This window comes from Jeotgalibacillus sp. R-1-5s-1 (genome assembly GCF_004405105.1).
Taxonomy (GTDB): domain Bacteria; phylum Bacillota; class Bacilli; order Bacillales; family Jeotgalibacillaceae; genus Jeotgalibacillus.
The window spans coordinates 34,885-50,140 of sequence record NZ_SORW01000016.1 but is presented as its reverse complement, the minus strand read 5'-3'; the positions used below and the strand labels follow the sequence as shown (position 1 = coordinate 50,140).

The following is a 15,256-nucleotide window of genomic DNA, read 5'->3' as shown; positions in this document are numbered from 1 at the left end:
GGAAATGCGCTCGCTTATACTCGCTTGTATGGTTTTCCGGGCTCCATTGTGACGATGGAGGAATGAGGTGCGTAGAGCTAGACGGGACAGGCGGACCTGCCCATCGTAGCGCTCTGCTTTTGTCGTGTCGTATGAATCGTGATTTAAAGAAAGAGGGCGAGAGCAGTTAGGCTCTAACTGTTCCGCCCTCCGTGTGTTCATCGAATTATACTAATTCGATGATTACCATTGGTGCGCCGTCTCCGCGACGTGGACCAACTTTCATGATACGAGTGTATCCGCCTTGACGCTCAGCGTAACGTGGCGCTACATCGTTGAATAGTTTTTGAAGAGCATATACAGTTGACTCTTCGCCTTCTTCGTTTGTAACAGTAGCCATGTCACGACGGATGTAAGCAGCTGCCTGACGACGTGCGTGCAGGTCACCACGTTTTCCAAGAGTGATCATTTTTTCTACTGTTGAGCGAAGTTCTTTCGCGCGAGTTTCTGTTGTTTCAATGCGCTCATTAACGATAAGGTCAGTCGTAAGGTCACGAAGAAGTGCTTTACGCTGAGAGCTTGTACGTCCTAACTTTCTGTAAGCCATGAAGGGTTCCCTCCTTTTTAAAATTCTTTCTATCGGTCAATCAGTCTTCTCTGCGAAGACCTAATCCAAGTTCATCTAATTTCGCCTTAACTTCTTCAAGTGATTTACGTCCGAGGTTACGCACTTTCATCATGTCCTCTTCTGACTTGTTAGCCAGCTCCTGAACAGTGTTGATTCCTGCACGCTTCAGGCAGTTGTAAGAACGAACAGACAGGTCAAGTTCTTCGATGGTCATCTCCAAAACTTTCTCTTTCTGATCTTCTTCTTTTTCTACCATGATTTCGGCATTCTGTGCTTCGTTCGTTAATCCTACGAAGATATTAAGGTGTTCAGTCAGAATCTTAGCACCTAGAGCAACAGCTTCTTTCGGGCCAATGCTTCCGTCTGTCCAGACATCAAGTGAAAGCTTATCGAAGTTCGTCATTTGACCAACACGAGTGTTTTCAACCTGATAGTTTACACGAGAAACAGGTGTGTAGATTGAGTCAATTGGAATCACACCAATCGGCAGATCTTCACGTTTGTTCTGGTCGGCTGGTGTATAACCGCGTCCGCGTGATGCTGTTAAGCGCACACGAAGATGGCCGTTCTTCCCAATCGTTGCGATATAAAGATCAGGGTTAAGGATCTCTACGTCACTGTCATGAGTGATATCGGCAGCAGTTACCTGTCCATCACCTTGAACATCGATTTCAAGTGTTTTTTCTTCATCTGAATAGATCTTCAATGCCAGCTTCTTGATATTCATTATAACTGTTGTAACATCTTCCACGACGCCTTCGATCGTTGAAAACTCGTGCAGTACGCTATCAATCTGGATTGACGTTACTGCTGCACCAGGAAGTGAGGATAATAGGATACGACGCAAGGAGTTACCCAATGTTGTACCATACCCACGCTCAAGTGGCTCTACAACGAATTTTCCGTACTTGGCATCATCGCTGATCTCAACCGTTTCAATTTTTGGCTTTTCAATTTCGATCATTCAAATTTACCCTCCTTCAAAACGTCGAAATCCCGGATGTATTGATGAGATCATCAATCCGAAATTCCCCATGTTTACGGTTCCCATTGTGCTTTACAACTGGATCTTTCTTTTCTGTAAGAAGGAATTGCCTCTTCCAGTATAGACCAGAATCAGCGGATCTTATACAGAAAAATTAAACACGACGACGTTTTGGCGGGCGGCAGCCATTGTGAGGAACTGGCGTTACGTCTTTGATTGCCGTTACGTCAAGACCTGCAGCCTGAAGTGCACGGATAGCCGCTTCACGACCTGCACCAGGACCTTTTACTGTTACTTCCAAAGTTCTCATTCCGTGTTCCATTGAAGCTTTAGCTGCTGTTTCAGCTGCCATTTGCGCTGCGAATGGAGTAGACTTACGAGATCCTCTGAAACCTAGTGAACCAGCGCTTGACCAAGCCACTGCGTTTCCTTGAGTATCTGTAATCATCACGATTGTATTGTTAAAAGTTGAGCGGATGTGAGCAATACCTGCTTCGATATTCTTTTTCACACGACGCTTACGAGTTTGTTGTTTACGTGCCATTGTAGGAAGAAACCTCCTTTACCTATTATTTTTTCTTGTTCGCTACAGTCTTACGAGGACCTTTACGAGTACGTGCATTGTTCTTCGTGTGCTGTCCGCGAACTGGTAGTCCACGACGGTGACGAAGACCGCGGTATGCTCCGATTTCCATTAGACGTTTAATGTTAAGTGACGTTTCACGACGAAGGTCACCTTCTACTTTAAGACCGTCAACGATTTCACGGATTTTGTTAAGCTCATCTTCAGTCAGATCACGAACGCGAGTGTCTTCAGAAACACCTGCTTCTTTAAGGATTTGAATTGAAGTTGATTTACCAATACCAAAGATATAAGTTAGAGAAATCACAACGCGCTTATCACGAGGGATATCTACTCCAGCAATACGTGCCATTTACATGAGCACCTCCTTCTTTATTAGCCTTGTTTTTGTTTGTGCTTAGGATTTTCGCAAATCACCATTACTTTGCCTTTTCTGCGGATGACTTTACACTTTTCGCAGATCGGCTTAACAGATGGTCTCACTTTCATCTTATCTAAACCTCCTTAGTGGTTCGGAGTGCAAAAGATTATTTGTAACGGTAAGTGATACGGCCGCGAGTCAGGTCATATGGAGATAACTCCACTGTTACCCGGTCGCCAGGAAGGATCCGGATAAAGTGCATACGGATTTTACCTGAAACGTGCGCAAGCACATTATGACCATTTTCTAATTCTACCTTAAACATTGCGTTAGGCAAAGTCTCAACTACGGTACCTTCAATTTCGATAACATCGTCTTTCGCCATCGAACAAATCTCCCTTCTTTATCAATCTTTCAGGATGCTGTTAACAAATGTCTGGACTGCGAAGCGCAGCTTTCCGTTTGTCACACGTCCTGTCTCAGAAATACTATTTAGAACTTCAGGGGATACATAGTCGCATGAAGTCAAATGATGAATGTTTTTCTTTTTCGGCCGGTCAAACTTCCGGTGTTCACCGTCCGCAATTAAAACAAACTTCTCATCTAACCGATGAATGACAACCGCGTATACTCCTGTATCACGGCCCTTGTTCACCTGCACAATTTGCCCTATCCCGGGGGGCGAATCGGATTCAAACATTAGGATCACCTACAACTAGGCTTTTGTCAGGACTTCGTAACCCTCTTCAGTGATCGCAATCGTGTGTTCAAAGTGCGCACACATCTTACCATCGGTGGTTACGACTGTCCAGTTATCAGCAAGTGTCTTGACGTAGCGACTTCCTGCATTCACCATCGGTTCAATCGCTAGTACCATGCCGGGTTTCAGTCGGGGCCCTTTGTTAGGCGGACCATAATGAGGAATTTGCGGTGCCTCATGCAAGTCTTGCCCAACGCCATGCCCTACATACTCCCGTACGATTGAAAAACCGTTTTCTTCAACATACGTTTGAACAGCATGAGAGATGTTCGACAGGCGAACACCCGGTTTCGCTTCCTTCAAGCCGCGGAAGAGTGATTCCTCCGTTACTTCAAGCAGCTTCTGTGTCTCCGCTGGAATCGATCCAACCGGATAGGTCCAGGCGGAGTCGCCGTGGTATCCCTTATACTTTGCGCCGATATCAATGCTGATGATGTCGCCATCTCTCAGCTTGCGGCTTCCAGGGATGCCATGAACGAGTTCTTCATTAACTGAAGCACAGATACTTCCGCTGAAACCGTTGTACCCTTTAAAGGATGGAACTGCGTCATGCTGACGGATAAACCGGTCAGCAATCTCATCAAGTTCCTTCGTTGTGATTCCAGGCGCAATATACTTTTGCAGCTCCTGATGGGTTAACGCAACGATCTTGCCTGCTTCGCGCATGATCTCAATCTCGCGAGGAGTCTTGCAAACGATCATTAGCGAAGGCCCCCGAGCAATTCATCTACGTCGCTGAATACCTTATCGATATTCTGCTGGCCGTCGATGTCTTTCAGCACACCTTTTGAACCGTAAAAGTCCAGAAGAGGCTGGGTTTGCTTCATATTAACATCTAAACGATTCTTAACAGTTTCCGGCTTGTCATCTTCACGCTGGTATAGTTCCCCACCGTCTTTATCACATTTACCTTCCACTGCAGGAGGGTTGAAGACTGTATGATACGTTGCCCCGCAGGTCTTACAGATCCAACGGCCGGTTAGACGCTTCATCAGCTCTTCTTTTTCCACCTTGATGTTTAGAACATAGTCGAGTTCCTTGCCAAGGTCTTTGAGTAATGCATCAAGCGCATCGGCCTGTGCCACTGTTCTCGGGAATCCATCTAACAGAAACCCTTCTTGGCAATCATCATTGCTTAATCGTTCACGGACAATTCCGATGGTTACTTCATCAGGAACCAGGTCACCCTGATCCATAAACGATTTCGCCTTCAATCCAAGCTCCGTACCGTTTTTAATAGCCGCACGGAACATATCCCCAGTCGAAATATGAGGGATGTTATATTTTTCAATAATACGTTCAGCCTGTGTCCCTTTACCGGCACCAGGTAAACCCATTAAAACAATATTCACAAGTAAGCCCCCTCATTTAAGATGGGCTTCAGGGTGTAGCACCCCAAAACCATGTGATTATCTCATGAATCCTTTATAGTTCCGCTTCACCAGCTGTGCTTCCAGCTGCTTCATTGTCTCAAGTGCTACCCCAACGATGATCAACAGGCTTGTTCCGCCAATTTGCACCGATTGTGGAAGACCAGCAAGATTAATGAAGAAAATCGGCAGGATCGAAATTACTGAAAGGAAAATCGCTCCTACGAAAGTCAAACGGTAAAGAACGCTCGTCAGGTAATCCTGAGTTGCACGTCCAGGACGGATACCTGGGATATAACCACCTTGTTTTTTAAGGTTTTCAGCCATATTCTCCGGATTCACCTGAATGAATGCGTAGAAATACGTGAAAGCAACGATCAGCGCAACGTAAATCGTCATACCGATTGGCTGCGTGTAATCAAATACATCCTGAATCGTTGTTGTAATGTTGTTTTGTCCAAAGAATGTTACAAGCGTTTGTGGTGTAATAATGAAGGAAATCGCGAAGATTACCGGAATTACACCTGCTGCGTTTACTTTCAATGGAATGTGTGACGACTGTCCGCCAGTTGCCTGAGCGTTGTTGCCACCAACACGTTTTGCATATTGTACCGGAATTTTACGCAGTGCCTGCTGTACGAAGATTACTCCGACCGTAATCGCAATAATCGCAAGTAGTAGCAGTGCAAGAATGACGATGTTCAGGAACAATTGCTCCCCCGCACCTTCAATCTGCTGTGCGTAAAGCTGGTTAACGCCATTAGGAATAGCGGCCACGATACCTGCAAAGATGATAATGGAAATACCATTTCCAACACCTTTAGCTGTGATCTGCTCTCCTAACCACATTAAAAAGGCTGTCCCGGCTGTAAGTACGACTGCAATCAGCATGTACGTTGTCACCGATGTATCCGGAATCAATGTTCCACCATACATACGGTTAAAGCCGTAAGACATTCCGATTGCCTGGATGAATGCCAGTACAATCGTGAAGTAACGTGTAAACTGAGCCAGCTTACGACGTCCAACATCTCCCTGTTTAGACCACTCAGCAAACTTCGGAACAACGTCCATTTGCAAAAGCTGTACAATGATGGAGGCCGTGATATACGGCATGATACCCATTGCCAGGATCGAGAAGTTGATTAAAGCTCCGCCCCCGAACGTATTCATAAATCCGATCAGGCCGGACATCTGGTCCTGCGCCTGAAGAACTTGTGCATCTACGCCAGGAACCGGAATGAATGTTCCGATCCGAAAGACCACCAACATTAAAAGAGTGAAGATAATTTTGTTTCTTATTTCACCCACGCGCATAAAATTGGAGATTGTCCGAAACATTAAACCACCTCAGTTGTTCCGCCGGCAGCTTCGATTGCTTCTTTAGCAGCAGAAGAGAATTTGTGAGCTTTAACAGTCAGTTTCTTCTCTACAGTACCTTTTGCAAGAACCTTGATTCCTGCACGCTCTTTGCTTACTACACCAGTTTCGATTAGAAGCTCAGGTGTTACTTCTGTACCTTCGTCGAAACGGTTTAGTGCATCAAGATTAATAACCGCATATTCTTTACGGTGGATGTTTGTGAATCCACGCTTAGGAAGACGGCGTGCTAATGGGTTTTGACCACCCTCAAAGCCTGGGCGTACTCCGCCGCCTGAACGGGCGTTTTGACCTTTATGACCTTTACCAGCAGTCTTACCATTACCAGAACCGATACCGCGACCAACGCGATTGCGCTCTCTGCGGGATCCTTCTGCAGGTTTTAACTCATGAAGTTTCATAGTGGCACCTCCTTGTTGATAAACGTTGAATTAGATTTCTTTAACTGATACCAGGTGAGACACTTTATTGATCATTCCGCGGATTGCAGGGTTGTCCTGCTGTTCAACAGTCTGGTTAGTCTTACGAAGACCAAGAGCCTGTACTGTTGCACGCTGATCTTTATTGCGTCCGATCACGCTGCGAGTGAGGGTAATTGCTAGTTTGTTTGCCATCACTTATCCCTCCTTATCCTAACAGTTCTTCCACTGACTTACCGCGAAGCTTAGCTACATCTTCTGCACGCTTAAGCTGGTTAAGGCCGTCAATTGTGGCACGAACCATATTGATTGGTGTGTTAGATCCCAGTGATTTAGAAAGAATGTCGTGGACACCTGCAAGCTCAAGTACCGCACGAACCGGTCCACCGGCGATGATTCCTGTACCAGGAGATGCTGGTTTAATCAGGATTGAGCCAGCTCCGAAACGACCTGTAACAAGGTGAGGAGTTGTTCCTTCTACCATTGGTACTTCAATCAGATTTTTCTTCGCGTCTTCGATTGCTTTACGGATCGCATCAGGTACCTCTTGGGCTTTACCTGTACCGAAACCGACATGGCCATTCTTGTCTCCTACTACTACAAGAGCAGAGAAACGGAAGCGGCGGCCACCTTTAACAACCTTAGCGACACGGTTAATCGTAACTACGCGTTCTTCAAGTTCAAGTTTGTTTGGATCAATGCGACGCATCTGGATTGTCCCTCCTTTTTCTATTAAAATTCAAGTCCGTTTTCACGTGCAGCATCAGCAAGAGCTTTCACGCGGCCGTGGTAAAGATATCCTCCACGATCAAATACGACTGATTTCATTCCTTTTTCAGCTGCGCGTTTTGCGATTGCTTCGCCAACTTTTGTTGCAGCCTCGACGTTTCCGCCGCTTTCAAGACCAAGCTCTTTATCTTTTGTAGATGCGCTGGCAAGTGTTACGCCGTTTACATCATCGATAAGTTGAGCGTAGATATGCTTGTTAGAACGGTATACGTTTAGACGTGGACGCTGTTCAGTACCAGTGATTGTCGTACGAACACGTGCATGACGCTTCTTACGTACCGCATTCTTGTCAACTTTAGTAATCAATCAAGGTCACTCCTTTCATGCGCCTAAGCGGCATTATTTACCTGTTTTACCTTCTTTACGGCGAACACGTTCACCTTCATAACGGATTCCTTTACCTTTGTAAGGCTCTGGAGGACGTACGTCGCGGATGTTAGCAGCTAGTGCGCCTACGCGCTCTTTGCTCGCACCTTTAACGATAACTTTTGTGTTTGAAGGAACTTCGATTTCGATTCCTTCTTCCGGTGTAATCTCAACTGGGTGAGAGTATCCTACGTTAAGAACAAGCTTGTTACCTTGTTTCTGTGCACGATATCCAACCCCGATAAGCTCAAGACCACGTTCGAAGCCTTTAGATACACCTTCGATCATGTTGTTAAGGATTGCACGAGTTGTACCGTGAATAGTACGGTGCTCTTTAGAGTCAGAAGGACGAACAACTGTTAATGTGCTGCCTTCCTGCTCGAATTTCATTTCTGAGTTGAAAGTGAATGTAAGTTCACCTTTAGGACCTTTTGCAGTAACTGTTGAACCGTCAAAAGTTAACGTTACGTCTGAAGGTACCTCGATTGGTTTTTTTCCTACGCGAGACATTTTGTTGCACCTCTCTTTCGATTAAAAAGTATTACCAAACGTATGCTAGAACTTCTCCGCCCACTTGCTTAGCACGAGCTTCTTTGTCCGTTACAACGCCAGTTGAAGTTGATACGATTGCGATTCCAAGACCGTTCAGTACGCGTGGAAGCTCATCAGCTTTCGCGTAAACACGTAGACCTGGCTTAGAGATACGCTTAAGGCCAGTGATAACACGCTCGTTATTCGCACCGTACTTAAGGAAGATGCGGATAATGCCCTGTTGGCTGTCCTCGATATATTCAACGTCACGGATGAAACCTTCACGCTTAAGGATTTCTGCGATTTCTTTCTTAATGTTAGAAGCAGGTACCTCTAGCTTCTCGTGACGCACTTGATTCGCATTACGGATGCGAGTCAAAAGATCTGCGATTGGATCTGTCATTGTCATATTAATTTACCTCCTTCCCAAAATCGGGTATTACCAGCTGGCTTTCTTAACGCCAGGAATTTGACCCTTGTATGCTAGTTCACGGAAACAAATACGGCAAAGCTTGAATTTACGCAGTACTGAGTGTGGACGTCCGCAACGTTCGCAACGTGTATACTCTTGTACTTTAAATTTTTGTTTGCGCTGTTGTTTCACAATCATTGATTTTTTAGCCACGTTTACGCCTCCCTTTTGTAGAGATTACTTTTGGAATGGCATACCGAATTGAGTTAGAAGCTCACGAGACTCTTCGTCTGTTTTAGCTGTCGTTACAATTACGATGTCCATACCACGAACTTTATTTACCTTGTCATAATCGATCTCTGGGAAGATAAGCTGCTCTTTAACACCAAGAGTGTAGTTTCCGCGTCCGTCGAAAGACTTTTTAGATACACCGCGGAAGTCACGTACACGTGGAAGAGATACAGAGACTAGCTTGTCTAAGAATTCATACATACGCTCGCCGCGAAGTGTTACTTTCGCTCCGATTGGCATACCTTCACGAAGACGGAAGCCAGCGATTGATTTCTTAGCTTTTGTTACTAGAGGCTTTTGACCAGTGATAGTCGCAAGCTCTTCAACTGCTGTATCTAAAGATTTAGTGTTTTGAACTGCGTCACCAACACCCATGTTGATTACGATTTTGTCGATTTTCGGTACCTGCATAACAGAAGTGTAGTTGAACTTCTTCACTAGAGCAGGTGTGATTTCACTGTTGAACTTTTCTTTTAGGCGGTTCATTCTTGAGTACCTCCCCTCTTAACTATTTATCTAAAGATTCACCTGATTTTTTTGCAATACGAACTTTCTTGCCGTCCTCAACTTTGTAACCAACACGAGTTGGTTCGTTTGTTTTCGGATCGATCAGCATCACGTTTGATACGTGAATCGCTGCCTCCATGTTGGAGATTCCACCTTGTGGATTCAATTGTGATGGCTTTGAGTGCTTTTTAACGATGTTCACACCTTCAACCACAACACGGTCTTTTTTCGGAAGAGCTGCAAGTACAGTACCTGTCTTGCCTTTGTCTTTACCTGAAATGACCATTACTTTGTCGCCTTTTTTAACGTGCATCCTGTCGCACCTCCTTGATACGGTGGTTAATGATCAATTAAAGAACTTCTGGTGCTAGAGAAACGATCTTCATGAAGTTGTTGTCACGAAGCTCACGAGCAACCGGTCCAAAGATACGAGTTCCGCGTGGACCTTTGTCGTCACGGATGATGACACATGCGTTTTCGTCGAACTTGATGTACGTTCCATCGTTACGACGAACTCCGCTCTTTGTACGAACAATTACTGCTCTTACAACGTCACCTTTTTTAACAACGCCTCCTGGTGTTGCTTGTTTCACTGTGCAGACGATCACATCACCAATGTTAGCAGTCTTGCGGCCTGAACCACCAAGAACTTTAATGGTTAATACTTCACGTGCGCCAGAGTTGTCAGCTACTTTTAAACGGGATTCTTGTTGAATCATGTAGGTTACCTCCCTTCGGAATTAACATTTCCGAACAATGTATTAGATAATAACCGCTTCTTCTACGACTTCCACTAGACGGAAACGTTTTGTTGCTGAAAGCGGACGAGTTTCCATGATACGAACAATATCGCCAACCTTGGCTTGATTTTGTTCATCGTGAGCTTTGTACTTCTTAGAGTACTTTACTCGTTTGCCATAAAGTGAATGTTTCTTATACGTTTCTACCATTACAGTGACTGTTTTGTCCATTTTGTCAGAAACAACACGGCCGGTATAAACTTTACGCTGGTTGCGTTCACTCATGCTGCAAACCTCCTCTCAGTTATCAGTTGTTAGCGCCAATTTCTCTTTCACGAATCACGGTTTTCATGCGAGCAATGGCTTTTCGTACTTCACGGATACGAGCTGTGTTTTCAAGCTGGCCAGTAGCTAGCTGAAAACGAAGGTTAAATAGCTCTTCCTTAAGTGATTTTACTTTTTGTTCAATTTCGGCAGTGGTTAGGTCACGAATTTCATTAGCTTTCATTTGATTCACCACCAATTTCTTCTCGTTTTACAAACTTACACTTAACCGGAAGTTTGTGTGATGCAAGACGAAGAGCTTCACGAGCAACCTCTTCAGATACTCCAGCGATTTCAAACATAATCTTACCCGGCTTTACAACTGCAACCCATCCTTCAGGTGCCCCTTTACCAGAACCCATTCGGACTTCAAGAGGTTTCTTCGTGTAAGGCTTGTGTGGGAAGATTTTAATCCATACTTTACCGCCACGTTTCATGTAACGTGTCATCGCGATACGTGCAGATTCGATCTGGCGGTTTGTGATCCAGCTCGCTTCTAAAGCTTGAAGGCCGTATTCACCGAAGTTTACTTCAGTACCGCCTTTCGCTTGTCCGCGCATTTTTCCGCGGTGTACACGACGATATTTAACGCGTTTAGGTAATAACATGATTAGTTTCCTCCTTCCTCGGATTTCTTCTTGTTTCTGGTAGGAAGAACTTCTCCACGGTAGATCCATACTTTAACTCCGAGCTTACCATACGTAGTATCCGCTTCAACGTGAGCGTAGTCGATGTCAGCACGAAGAGTATGAAGTGGAACAGTACCTTCACTGTAATGTTCAGCACGTGCGATGTCTGCTCCGCCAAGACGACCAGAAACCTGAGTTTTGATCCCTTTAGCGCCAGCACGCATTGTGCGTTGGATCGCTTGCTTTTGTGCACGACGGAAAGATACACGGTTTTCCAGTTGACGTGCAATGTTTTCACCTACAAGTTTAGCATCAAGGTCTGCGCGCTTGATTTCAACGATGTTGATGTGAACACGCTTGTTAGTGATTTTGTTAAGGTCTTTACGAAGTGCTTCGACTTCCGTTCCACCTTTACCAATAACCATACCTGGCTTTGCAGTGTGAATTGTAATGTTAATGCGGTTAGCCGCACGCTCGATTTCTACTTTAGAAACAGATGCTTCTTTCAAACGACCTTCGATGTAGTCACGTACTTTCAGGTCTTCATGAAGTAAGTCTGCATAGTCTTTGCCTGCGAACCATTTTGATTCCCAGTCACGAATGACTCCGATACGTAGTCCAATTGGATGTACTTTTTGACCCACGCATTATCCCTCCTTTTTTTCAGATACCACGATTGTAATGTGGCTAGTACGTTTGTTAATGGCACTTGCACGACCTTGTGCACGAGGACGGAAACGTTTAAGTGTTGGTCCCTCATTCACGTATGCTTCAGAAATCACAAGGTTGTTGATGTCCATGTCGTAATTATGCTCAGCGTTCGCTACAGCAGATTTTAATACTTTCTCGATTACTGGTGATGCAGAGCGTGGTGTGTGGTTTAAGATAGCCACCGCTTCGCCAACCTGCTTACCGCGGATTAAATCTGCTACTAGGCGTACTTTACGAGGAGCAATACGAACTGTTCTCGCAACAGCTTTAGCTTGCATTAGGATAGCCTCCTCTCAATTAGCGTCTTGTTTTCTTATCATCACTTGCGTGACCTTTGTACGTACGGCTTGGTGCGAATTCACCAAGTTTGTGACCAACCATATCTTCAGTCACGTAAACCGGTACGTGCTTACGTCCATCGTATACAGCGATTGTATGACCGATGAAGTTAGGGAAGATTGTAGAACGGCGAGACCAAGTTTTGATAACCTGCTTCTTGTCCGCTTCATTAAGCTTCTCAACCTTTGACATTAAGTGATCGTCCACGAAAGGTCCTTTTTTCAAGCTGCGACCCATACTGGAACCTCCTTTCGTGATTGCCCTACGGTTCGTATGTTGAACCGTAGCTCAATCCCGTTATTTTTTACGACGGCGTACGATAAATTTATCGGATTTGTTTTTCTTCTTACGAGTCTTAGCACCAAGTGTTGGTTTACCCCATGGTGACATTGGAGACTTACGTCCGATCGGTGCTTTACCTTCACCACCACCGTGTGGGTGATCGTTCGGGTTCATTACAGATCCACGTACTGTTGGGCGCTTGCCTAACCAGCGTGAACGTCCTGCTTTACCGATGTTGATAAGTTCGTGCTGCTCGTTTCCTACCTGACCAACTGTAGCGCGGCAAGTAGCAAGGATCATACGAGTTTCGCCTGAGTTAAGACGAACAAGAACGTATTTACCTTCTTTACCAAGTACCTGTGCTGATGTACCAGCTGAACGTACTAGCTGACCACCTTTACCAGGCTTAAGCTCGATATTGTGGATAACTGTACCCACTGGAATGTTTGTTAGTGGAAGTGCGTTACCAGTTTTGATGTCCGCTTCTGGACCTGACATAACTTCCATTCCAACTACTAATCCCTTAGGAGCTAGGATGTAACGTTTTTCACCATCAACATAGTTGATAAGTGCAATGTTTGCTGAACGGTTTGGATCGTATTCGATCGTAGCAACGCGTCCTGGAATGCCATCTTTCGTACGAGCGAAGTCGATGACACGGTATTGGCGTTTGTGGCCTCCACCTTGATGACGAACGGTTAACTTACCTTGGTTGTTACGGCCACCCTTGCGCTTAATAGGTGCAAGAAGTGATTTTTCCGGCTTGCTAGTTGTAATCTCAGCAAAATCAGAAGTAGTCATGCCGCGACGACCATTAGAGGTAGGTTTGTACTTTTTAATCGCCATTTGTTTTCCCTCCTCTTCTAGTTATCGGGTTTTATTAAACCTCGAAAAATTCGATTTCTTTGCTATCTTCAGTAAGAGTTACGATTGCTTTGCGACGCTTGTTAGTAAAACCTGCATAACGTCCAACGCGCTTGTATTTACCTTTGTAGTTCATGATGTTTACTTTCTCGACATCTACTCCAAAGATCTCCTGGATTGCGTCTTTCACTTGTGTTTTGTTCGCACGAGTGTCGACTTCGAACGTGTATTTCTTCTCACCCATAAGGTCTGAAGAACGCTCAGTGATTACGGGGCGCTTAATGATTTCGCGAGCATCCATTATGCAAGCACCTCCTCTACTTTTTGAACTGCACCTTTAGTCAGGATCAGTTTGTCGTGACCAAGTACATCCAGTACGTTGACACCAGTAGCAGATACAACTGTTACACCAGGAATATTACGTCCAGATAGAGCAACGTTTTCGTCAAGACCTTCAGTCACTACTAGGACCTTCTTGTCTACTGAAAGGCTGCTTAATACTGAAGCAAATTCCTTTGTCTTTGGCGTTTCGAATGAAAGCGCCTCTAGTACTAGGATGTTTTCTTCAGCAGCTTTCGTTGAAAGAGCTGATTTGATTGCCAGACGGCGAACTTTCTTAGGTAGCTTATAAGCATAGCTGCGTGGTGTTGGACCGAATACAGTACCACCGCCGCGCCATTGTGGTGAACGGATCGAACCCTGACGAGCACGTCCAGTTCCTTTTTGGCGCCATGGCTTACGACCGCCGCCAGCTACTTCAGAACGATTTTTTACTTTGTGAGTTCCTTGACGTAATGCTGCACGCTGCATCAATACTGTCTCGAACATCACTGCGTTGTTTGGCTCAATGCCGAAGATGGACTCGTTAAGCTCGATATCGCCAGCTTGTGAACCATCTTGTTTAAATACGGATACTTTAGGCATTCCTGTTTCCTCCTTTCCTATAACGTTTATTATTTCGCTTTAATTGCGCTTTTTACTGTGATTAGGCTCTTGTTAGGGCCAGGAACGTTCCCTTTAACAAGTAGCAGGTTACGCTCAGTATCTACCTTTACGATTGAAAGGTTCTGAACTGTAATTCTTTCTCCGCCCATGCGTCCAGGTAATAGCTTACCTTTGAATACGCGGTTTGGATCAACAGGACCCATTGAACCAGGACGACGGTGGTAACGAGAACCGTGAGACATTGGTCCGCGGGATTGGTTGTGACGCTTGATTGCACCCTGAAAACCTTTACCCTTGGAAATTCCAGTAACGTCTACTGTGTCGCCTTCTGCAAAAATATCAACCTTGACTTCTTGACCAACCTCATACTCGCCAAGCTCAACACCGCGGATTTCACGGACGAAGCGCTTAGGAGCGGTTTCAGCTTTAGCAGCATGTCCTTTAGATGGCTTGTTAGCAAGCTTTTCGCGCTTGTCTTCGAAACCGATCTGGATCGCCTCATATCCGTCAGTATCAACAGCTTTCTTTTGAAGGACTACGTTTGGAGTCGCTTCGATTACTGTAACTGGGATAAGGTCGCCGTTTTCAGCAAAAACCTGAGTCATACCAATCTTTCTTCCTAAGATTCCTTTGGTCATTAGTCACACCTCCTAAAATTTTAATTAATGTATTTTTGTGTTGATTAAAGTTTGATTTCGATGTCAACGCCAGACGGTAAATCAAGACGCATTAGCGCATCTACCGTTTGTGGTGTTGGGTTCACAATGTCTACCAGGCGCTTGTGTGTGCGCATTTCAAACTGCTCACGAGCATCCTTGTATTTGTGGACCGCACGAAGAATTGTGTAAACTGACTTTTCAGTTGGAAGCGGGATTGGACCCGAAACACTTGCACCTGAACGCTTTGCAGTTTCAACAATCTTTTCAGCAGACTGATCAAGAATTCTGTGATCGTATGCCTTCAAACGGATACGGATTTTTTGTTTTGCCATTATTTTCCCTCCTTTTTCGCCTATTTAGGAATAGACATTCTCCGCAGAAATTTCCCACACACGAGCCATG

General features: G+C 45.0%; 31 protein-coding genes. All 31 read right to left on the bottom strand.

From position 1 onward, the window contains the following. Positions 1–205: 205 nt before the first annotated feature. The 31 genes from rplQ to rpsJ all read right to left on the bottom strand — a co-directional run bounded on the left by rplQ (position 206) and on the right by rpsJ (position 15,186). On the bottom strand, positions 206–586 hold the full coding sequence (gene rplQ / locus E2491_RS07890; RefSeq protein WP_134374709.1) for a 50S ribosomal protein L17: 381 nt from the start codon (positions 584–586) through the stop codon (positions 206–208). 40 nt (positions 587–626) lie between these two features. Continuing rightward, positions 627–1,571, bottom strand: a complete 945-nt coding sequence (locus E2491_RS07885; protein WP_134374707.1) for a DNA-directed RNA polymerase subunit alpha — start codon at positions 1,569–1,571, stop codon at positions 627–629. A 175-nt stretch (positions 1,572–1,746) separates the two neighbouring features. After that, positions 1,747–2,136 carry a 30S ribosomal protein S11 gene (gene rpsK, locus E2491_RS07880; protein WP_134374705.1) on the bottom strand — a complete coding sequence of 130 codons (390 nt, stop codon included), beginning with the start codon at positions 2,134–2,136 and terminating at the stop codon, positions 1,747–1,749. Positions 2,137–2,161: 25 nt separating this feature from the next. Further along, positions 2,162–2,527 (bottom strand): 30S ribosomal protein S13, encoded by a 366-nt coding sequence (rpsM, locus tag E2491_RS07875; protein ID WP_134374703.1) that lies wholly within the window; start codon positions 2,525–2,527, stop codon positions 2,162–2,164. Between the two features lie 23 nt (positions 2,528–2,550). Further along, complete coding sequence (rpmJ, locus tag E2491_RS07870; RefSeq protein ID WP_003156543.1) at positions 2,551–2,664, bottom strand: 50S ribosomal protein L36; 114 nt, start codon at positions 2,662–2,664, stop codon at positions 2,551–2,553. A gap of 38 nt (positions 2,665–2,702) precedes the next feature. Further along, positions 2,703–2,921: a translation initiation factor IF-1 gene (infA, locus tag E2491_RS07865; protein WP_041054740.1), complete on the bottom strand. Its 219-nt coding sequence runs from the start codon at positions 2,919–2,921 to the stop codon at positions 2,703–2,705. 21 nt (positions 2,922–2,942) lie between these two features. Then, positions 2,943–3,197, bottom strand: a complete 255-nt coding sequence (locus E2491_RS07860) for a KOW domain-containing RNA-binding protein (RefSeq protein ID WP_319799517.1) — start codon at positions 3,195–3,197, stop codon at positions 2,943–2,945. Positions 3,198–3,251: 54 nt separating this feature from the next. Beyond that, positions 3,252–3,998: a type I methionyl aminopeptidase gene (gene map, locus E2491_RS07855; protein WP_134374701.1), complete on the bottom strand. Its 747-nt coding sequence runs from the start codon at positions 3,996–3,998 to the stop codon at positions 3,252–3,254. Then, positions 3,998–4,648 (bottom strand): adenylate kinase, encoded by a 651-nt coding sequence (locus E2491_RS07850; RefSeq protein ID WP_134374699.1) that lies wholly within the window; start codon positions 4,646–4,648, stop codon positions 3,998–4,000. Before E2491_RS07850 ends, map begins: the two co-directional genes overlap by 1 nt. Before the next feature lie 57 nt (positions 4,649–4,705). Beyond that, a complete protein-coding gene (gene secY / locus E2491_RS07845; RefSeq protein WP_134374697.1) occupies positions 4,706–6,007 on the bottom strand; it encodes a preprotein translocase subunit SecY in 1,302 nt (433 codons plus the stop codon). Then, positions 6,007–6,447: a 50S ribosomal protein L15 gene (gene rplO / locus E2491_RS07840; protein WP_134374695.1), complete on the bottom strand. Its 441-nt coding sequence runs from the start codon at positions 6,445–6,447 to the stop codon at positions 6,007–6,009. Before rplO ends, secY begins: the two co-directional genes overlap by 1 nt. Before the next feature lie 30 nt (positions 6,448–6,477). Beyond that, positions 6,478–6,660: a 50S ribosomal protein L30 gene (gene rpmD / locus E2491_RS07835; protein WP_134374693.1), complete on the bottom strand. Its 183-nt coding sequence runs from the start codon at positions 6,658–6,660 to the stop codon at positions 6,478–6,480. A 13-nt stretch (positions 6,661–6,673) separates the two neighbouring features. Beyond that, entirely contained in the window at positions 6,674–7,174 is a 501-nt protein-coding gene (gene rpsE, locus E2491_RS07830) for a 30S ribosomal protein S5 (protein WP_134374691.1), read from the bottom strand. Between the two features lie 23 nt (positions 7,175–7,197). Beyond that, positions 7,198–7,560: a 50S ribosomal protein L18 gene (gene rplR / locus E2491_RS07825; RefSeq protein ID WP_134374689.1), complete on the bottom strand. Its 363-nt coding sequence runs from the start codon at positions 7,558–7,560 to the stop codon at positions 7,198–7,200. 33 nt (positions 7,561–7,593) lie between these two features. Beyond that, positions 7,594–8,130: a 50S ribosomal protein L6 gene (gene rplF, locus E2491_RS07820; RefSeq protein WP_134374687.1), complete on the bottom strand. Its 537-nt coding sequence runs from the start codon at positions 8,128–8,130 to the stop codon at positions 7,594–7,596. 31 nt (positions 8,131–8,161) lie between these two features. Next, a complete protein-coding gene (gene rpsH / locus E2491_RS07815; RefSeq protein ID WP_134374685.1) occupies positions 8,162–8,560 on the bottom strand; it encodes a 30S ribosomal protein S8 in 399 nt (132 codons plus the stop codon). A 30-nt stretch (positions 8,561–8,590) separates the two neighbouring features. Then, positions 8,591–8,776 carry a type Z 30S ribosomal protein S14 gene (locus tag E2491_RS07810; protein WP_134374683.1) on the bottom strand — a complete coding sequence of 62 codons (186 nt, stop codon included), beginning with the start codon at positions 8,774–8,776 and terminating at the stop codon, positions 8,591–8,593. Positions 8,777–8,800: 24 nt separating this feature from the next. Beyond that, a complete protein-coding gene (gene rplE, locus E2491_RS07805; RefSeq protein WP_134374681.1) occupies positions 8,801–9,340 on the bottom strand; it encodes a 50S ribosomal protein L5 in 540 nt (179 codons plus the stop codon). Between the two features lie 22 nt (positions 9,341–9,362). Then, positions 9,363–9,674, bottom strand: a complete 312-nt coding sequence (rplX, locus tag E2491_RS07800) for a 50S ribosomal protein L24 (RefSeq protein WP_134374679.1) — start codon at positions 9,672–9,674, stop codon at positions 9,363–9,365. Between the two features lie 37 nt (positions 9,675–9,711). Continuing rightward, a complete protein-coding gene (gene rplN / locus E2491_RS07795; RefSeq protein ID WP_134374677.1) occupies positions 9,712–10,080 on the bottom strand; it encodes a 50S ribosomal protein L14 in 369 nt (122 codons plus the stop codon). A gap of 42 nt (positions 10,081–10,122) precedes the next feature. Beyond that, entirely contained in the window at positions 10,123–10,386 is a 264-nt protein-coding gene (rpsQ, locus tag E2491_RS07790) for a 30S ribosomal protein S17 (RefSeq protein WP_134374675.1), read from the bottom strand. A 22-nt stretch (positions 10,387–10,408) separates the two neighbouring features. Beyond that, a complete protein-coding gene (gene rpmC, locus E2491_RS07785; protein WP_104059745.1) occupies positions 10,409–10,609 on the bottom strand; it encodes a 50S ribosomal protein L29 in 201 nt (66 codons plus the stop codon). Further along, entirely contained in the window at positions 10,599–11,033 is a 435-nt protein-coding gene (gene rplP, locus E2491_RS07780; RefSeq protein ID WP_134374673.1) for a 50S ribosomal protein L16, read from the bottom strand. The genes rpmC and rplP overlap by 11 nt, the downstream gene beginning before the upstream one ends. 2 nt (positions 11,034–11,035) lie before the next feature. Beyond that, positions 11,036–11,698 (bottom strand): 30S ribosomal protein S3, encoded by a 663-nt coding sequence (gene rpsC, locus E2491_RS07775; protein ID WP_134374671.1) that lies wholly within the window; start codon positions 11,696–11,698, stop codon positions 11,036–11,038. Positions 11,699–11,701: 3 nt separating this feature from the next. Then, positions 11,702–12,043: a 50S ribosomal protein L22 gene (gene rplV / locus E2491_RS07770; RefSeq protein WP_134374669.1), complete on the bottom strand. Its 342-nt coding sequence runs from the start codon at positions 12,041–12,043 to the stop codon at positions 11,702–11,704. A 19-nt stretch (positions 12,044–12,062) separates the two neighbouring features. Continuing rightward, positions 12,063–12,341, bottom strand: a complete 279-nt coding sequence (gene rpsS / locus E2491_RS07765; protein WP_134374667.1) for a 30S ribosomal protein S19 — start codon at positions 12,339–12,341, stop codon at positions 12,063–12,065. A gap of 60 nt (positions 12,342–12,401) precedes the next feature. Further along, positions 12,402–13,232, bottom strand: a complete 831-nt coding sequence (gene rplB, locus E2491_RS07760; RefSeq protein WP_134374665.1) for a 50S ribosomal protein L2 — start codon at positions 13,230–13,232, stop codon at positions 12,402–12,404. A 34-nt stretch (positions 13,233–13,266) separates the two neighbouring features. Continuing rightward, on the bottom strand, positions 13,267–13,551 hold the full coding sequence (gene rplW, locus E2491_RS07755) for a 50S ribosomal protein L23 (RefSeq protein WP_134374663.1): 285 nt from the start codon (positions 13,549–13,551) through the stop codon (positions 13,267–13,269). Beyond that, entirely contained in the window at positions 13,551–14,174 is a 624-nt protein-coding gene (gene rplD, locus E2491_RS07750) for a 50S ribosomal protein L4 (RefSeq protein ID WP_134374661.1), read from the bottom strand. Before rplD ends, rplW begins: the two co-directional genes overlap by 1 nt. A 29-nt stretch (positions 14,175–14,203) precedes the next feature. Beyond that, on the bottom strand, positions 14,204–14,833 hold the full coding sequence (gene rplC / locus E2491_RS07745) for a 50S ribosomal protein L3 (RefSeq protein WP_134374659.1): 630 nt from the start codon (positions 14,831–14,833) through the stop codon (positions 14,204–14,206). Between the two features lie 44 nt (positions 14,834–14,877). Further along, positions 14,878–15,186, bottom strand: coding sequence for a 30S ribosomal protein S10 (rpsJ, locus tag E2491_RS07740; protein WP_039806276.1), 309 nt, complete (start codon positions 15,184–15,186; stop codon positions 14,878–14,880). Positions 15,187–15,256 lie beyond the last annotated feature (70 nt).

Bases quoted from the DNA above. Each gene is read 5' to 3' on its own strand.
- rplE (WP_134374681.1), bottom strand. From the start codon at position 9,340: ATGAACCGCCTAAAAGAAAAGTTCAACAGTGAAATCACACCTGCTCTA.
- infA (WP_041054740.1), bottom strand. From the start codon at position 2,921: ATGGCGAAAGACGATGTTATCGAAATTGAAGGTACCGTAGTTGAGACT.
- rpmJ (WP_003156543.1), bottom strand. From the start codon at position 2,664: ATGAAAGTGAGACCATCTGTTAAGCCGATCTGCGAAAAGTGTAAAGTC.
- rpmC (WP_104059745.1), bottom strand. From the start codon at position 10,609: ATGAAAGCTAATGAAATTCGTGACCTAACCACTGCCGAAATTGAACAA.
- E2491_RS07885 (WP_134374707.1), bottom strand. From the start codon at position 1,571: ATGATCGAAATTGAAAAGCCAAAAATTGAAACGGTTGAGATCAGCGAT.
- secY (WP_134374697.1), bottom strand. From the start codon at position 6,007: ATGTTTCGGACAATCTCCAATTTTATGCGCGTGGGTGAAATAAGAAAC.
- rplB (WP_134374665.1), bottom strand. From the start codon at position 13,232: ATGGCGATTAAAAAGTACAAACCTACCTCTAATGGTCGTCGCGGCATG.
- rpsK (WP_134374705.1), bottom strand. From the start codon at position 2,136: ATGGCACGTAAACAACAAACTCGTAAGCGTCGTGTGAAAAAGAATATC.
- rplC (WP_134374659.1), bottom strand. From the start codon at position 14,833: ATGACCAAAGGAATCTTAGGAAGAAAGATTGGTATGACTCAGGTTTTT.
- rplV (WP_134374669.1), bottom strand. From the start codon at position 12,043: ATGCAAGCTAAAGCTGTTGCGAGAACAGTTCGTATTGCTCCTCGTAAA.
- rplN (WP_134374677.1), bottom strand. From the start codon at position 10,080: ATGATTCAACAAGAATCCCGTTTAAAAGTAGCTGACAACTCTGGCGCA.
- map (WP_134374701.1), bottom strand. From the start codon at position 3,998: ATGATCGTTTGCAAGACTCCTCGCGAGATTGAGATCATGCGCGAAGCA.
- rplW (WP_134374663.1), bottom strand. From the start codon at position 13,551: ATGGATGCTCGCGAAATCATTAAGCGCCCCGTAATCACTGAGCGTTCT.
- rplX (WP_134374679.1), bottom strand. From the start codon at position 9,674: ATGCACGTTAAAAAAGGCGACAAAGTAATGGTCATTTCAGGTAAAGAC.
- rpsQ (WP_134374675.1), bottom strand. From the start codon at position 10,386: ATGAGTGAACGCAACCAGCGTAAAGTTTATACCGGCCGTGTTGTTTCT.
- rpsE (WP_134374691.1), bottom strand. From the start codon at position 7,174: ATGCGTCGCATTGATCCAAACAAACTTGAACTTGAAGAACGCGTAGTT.
- rplP (WP_134374673.1), bottom strand. From the start codon at position 11,033: ATGTTATTACCTAAACGCGTTAAATATCGTCGTGTACACCGCGGAAAA.
- rplQ (WP_134374709.1), bottom strand. From the start codon at position 586: ATGGCTTACAGAAAGTTAGGACGTACAAGCTCTCAGCGTAAAGCACTT.
- rpsJ (WP_039806276.1), bottom strand. From the start codon at position 15,186: ATGGCAAAACAAAAAATCCGTATCCGTTTGAAGGCATACGATCACAGA.
- rplD (WP_134374661.1), bottom strand. From the start codon at position 14,174: ATGCCTAAAGTATCCGTATTTAAACAAGATGGTTCACAAGCTGGCGAT.
- rpsH (WP_134374685.1), bottom strand. From the start codon at position 8,560: ATGACAATGACAGATCCAATCGCAGATCTTTTGACTCGCATCCGTAAT.
- rpsM (WP_134374703.1), bottom strand. From the start codon at position 2,527: ATGGCACGTATTGCTGGAGTAGATATCCCTCGTGATAAGCGCGTTGTG.
- rplO (WP_134374695.1), bottom strand. From the start codon at position 6,447: ATGAAACTTCATGAGTTAAAACCTGCAGAAGGATCCCGCAGAGAGCGC.
- rpmD (WP_134374693.1), bottom strand. From the start codon at position 6,660: ATGGCAAACAAACTAGCAATTACCCTCACTCGCAGCGTGATCGGACGC.
- rplF (WP_134374687.1), bottom strand. From the start codon at position 8,130: ATGTCTCGCGTAGGAAAAAAACCAATCGAGGTACCTTCAGACGTAACG.
- rpsS (WP_134374667.1), bottom strand. From the start codon at position 12,341: ATGGGTCGCAGCTTGAAAAAAGGACCTTTCGTGGACGATCACTTAATG.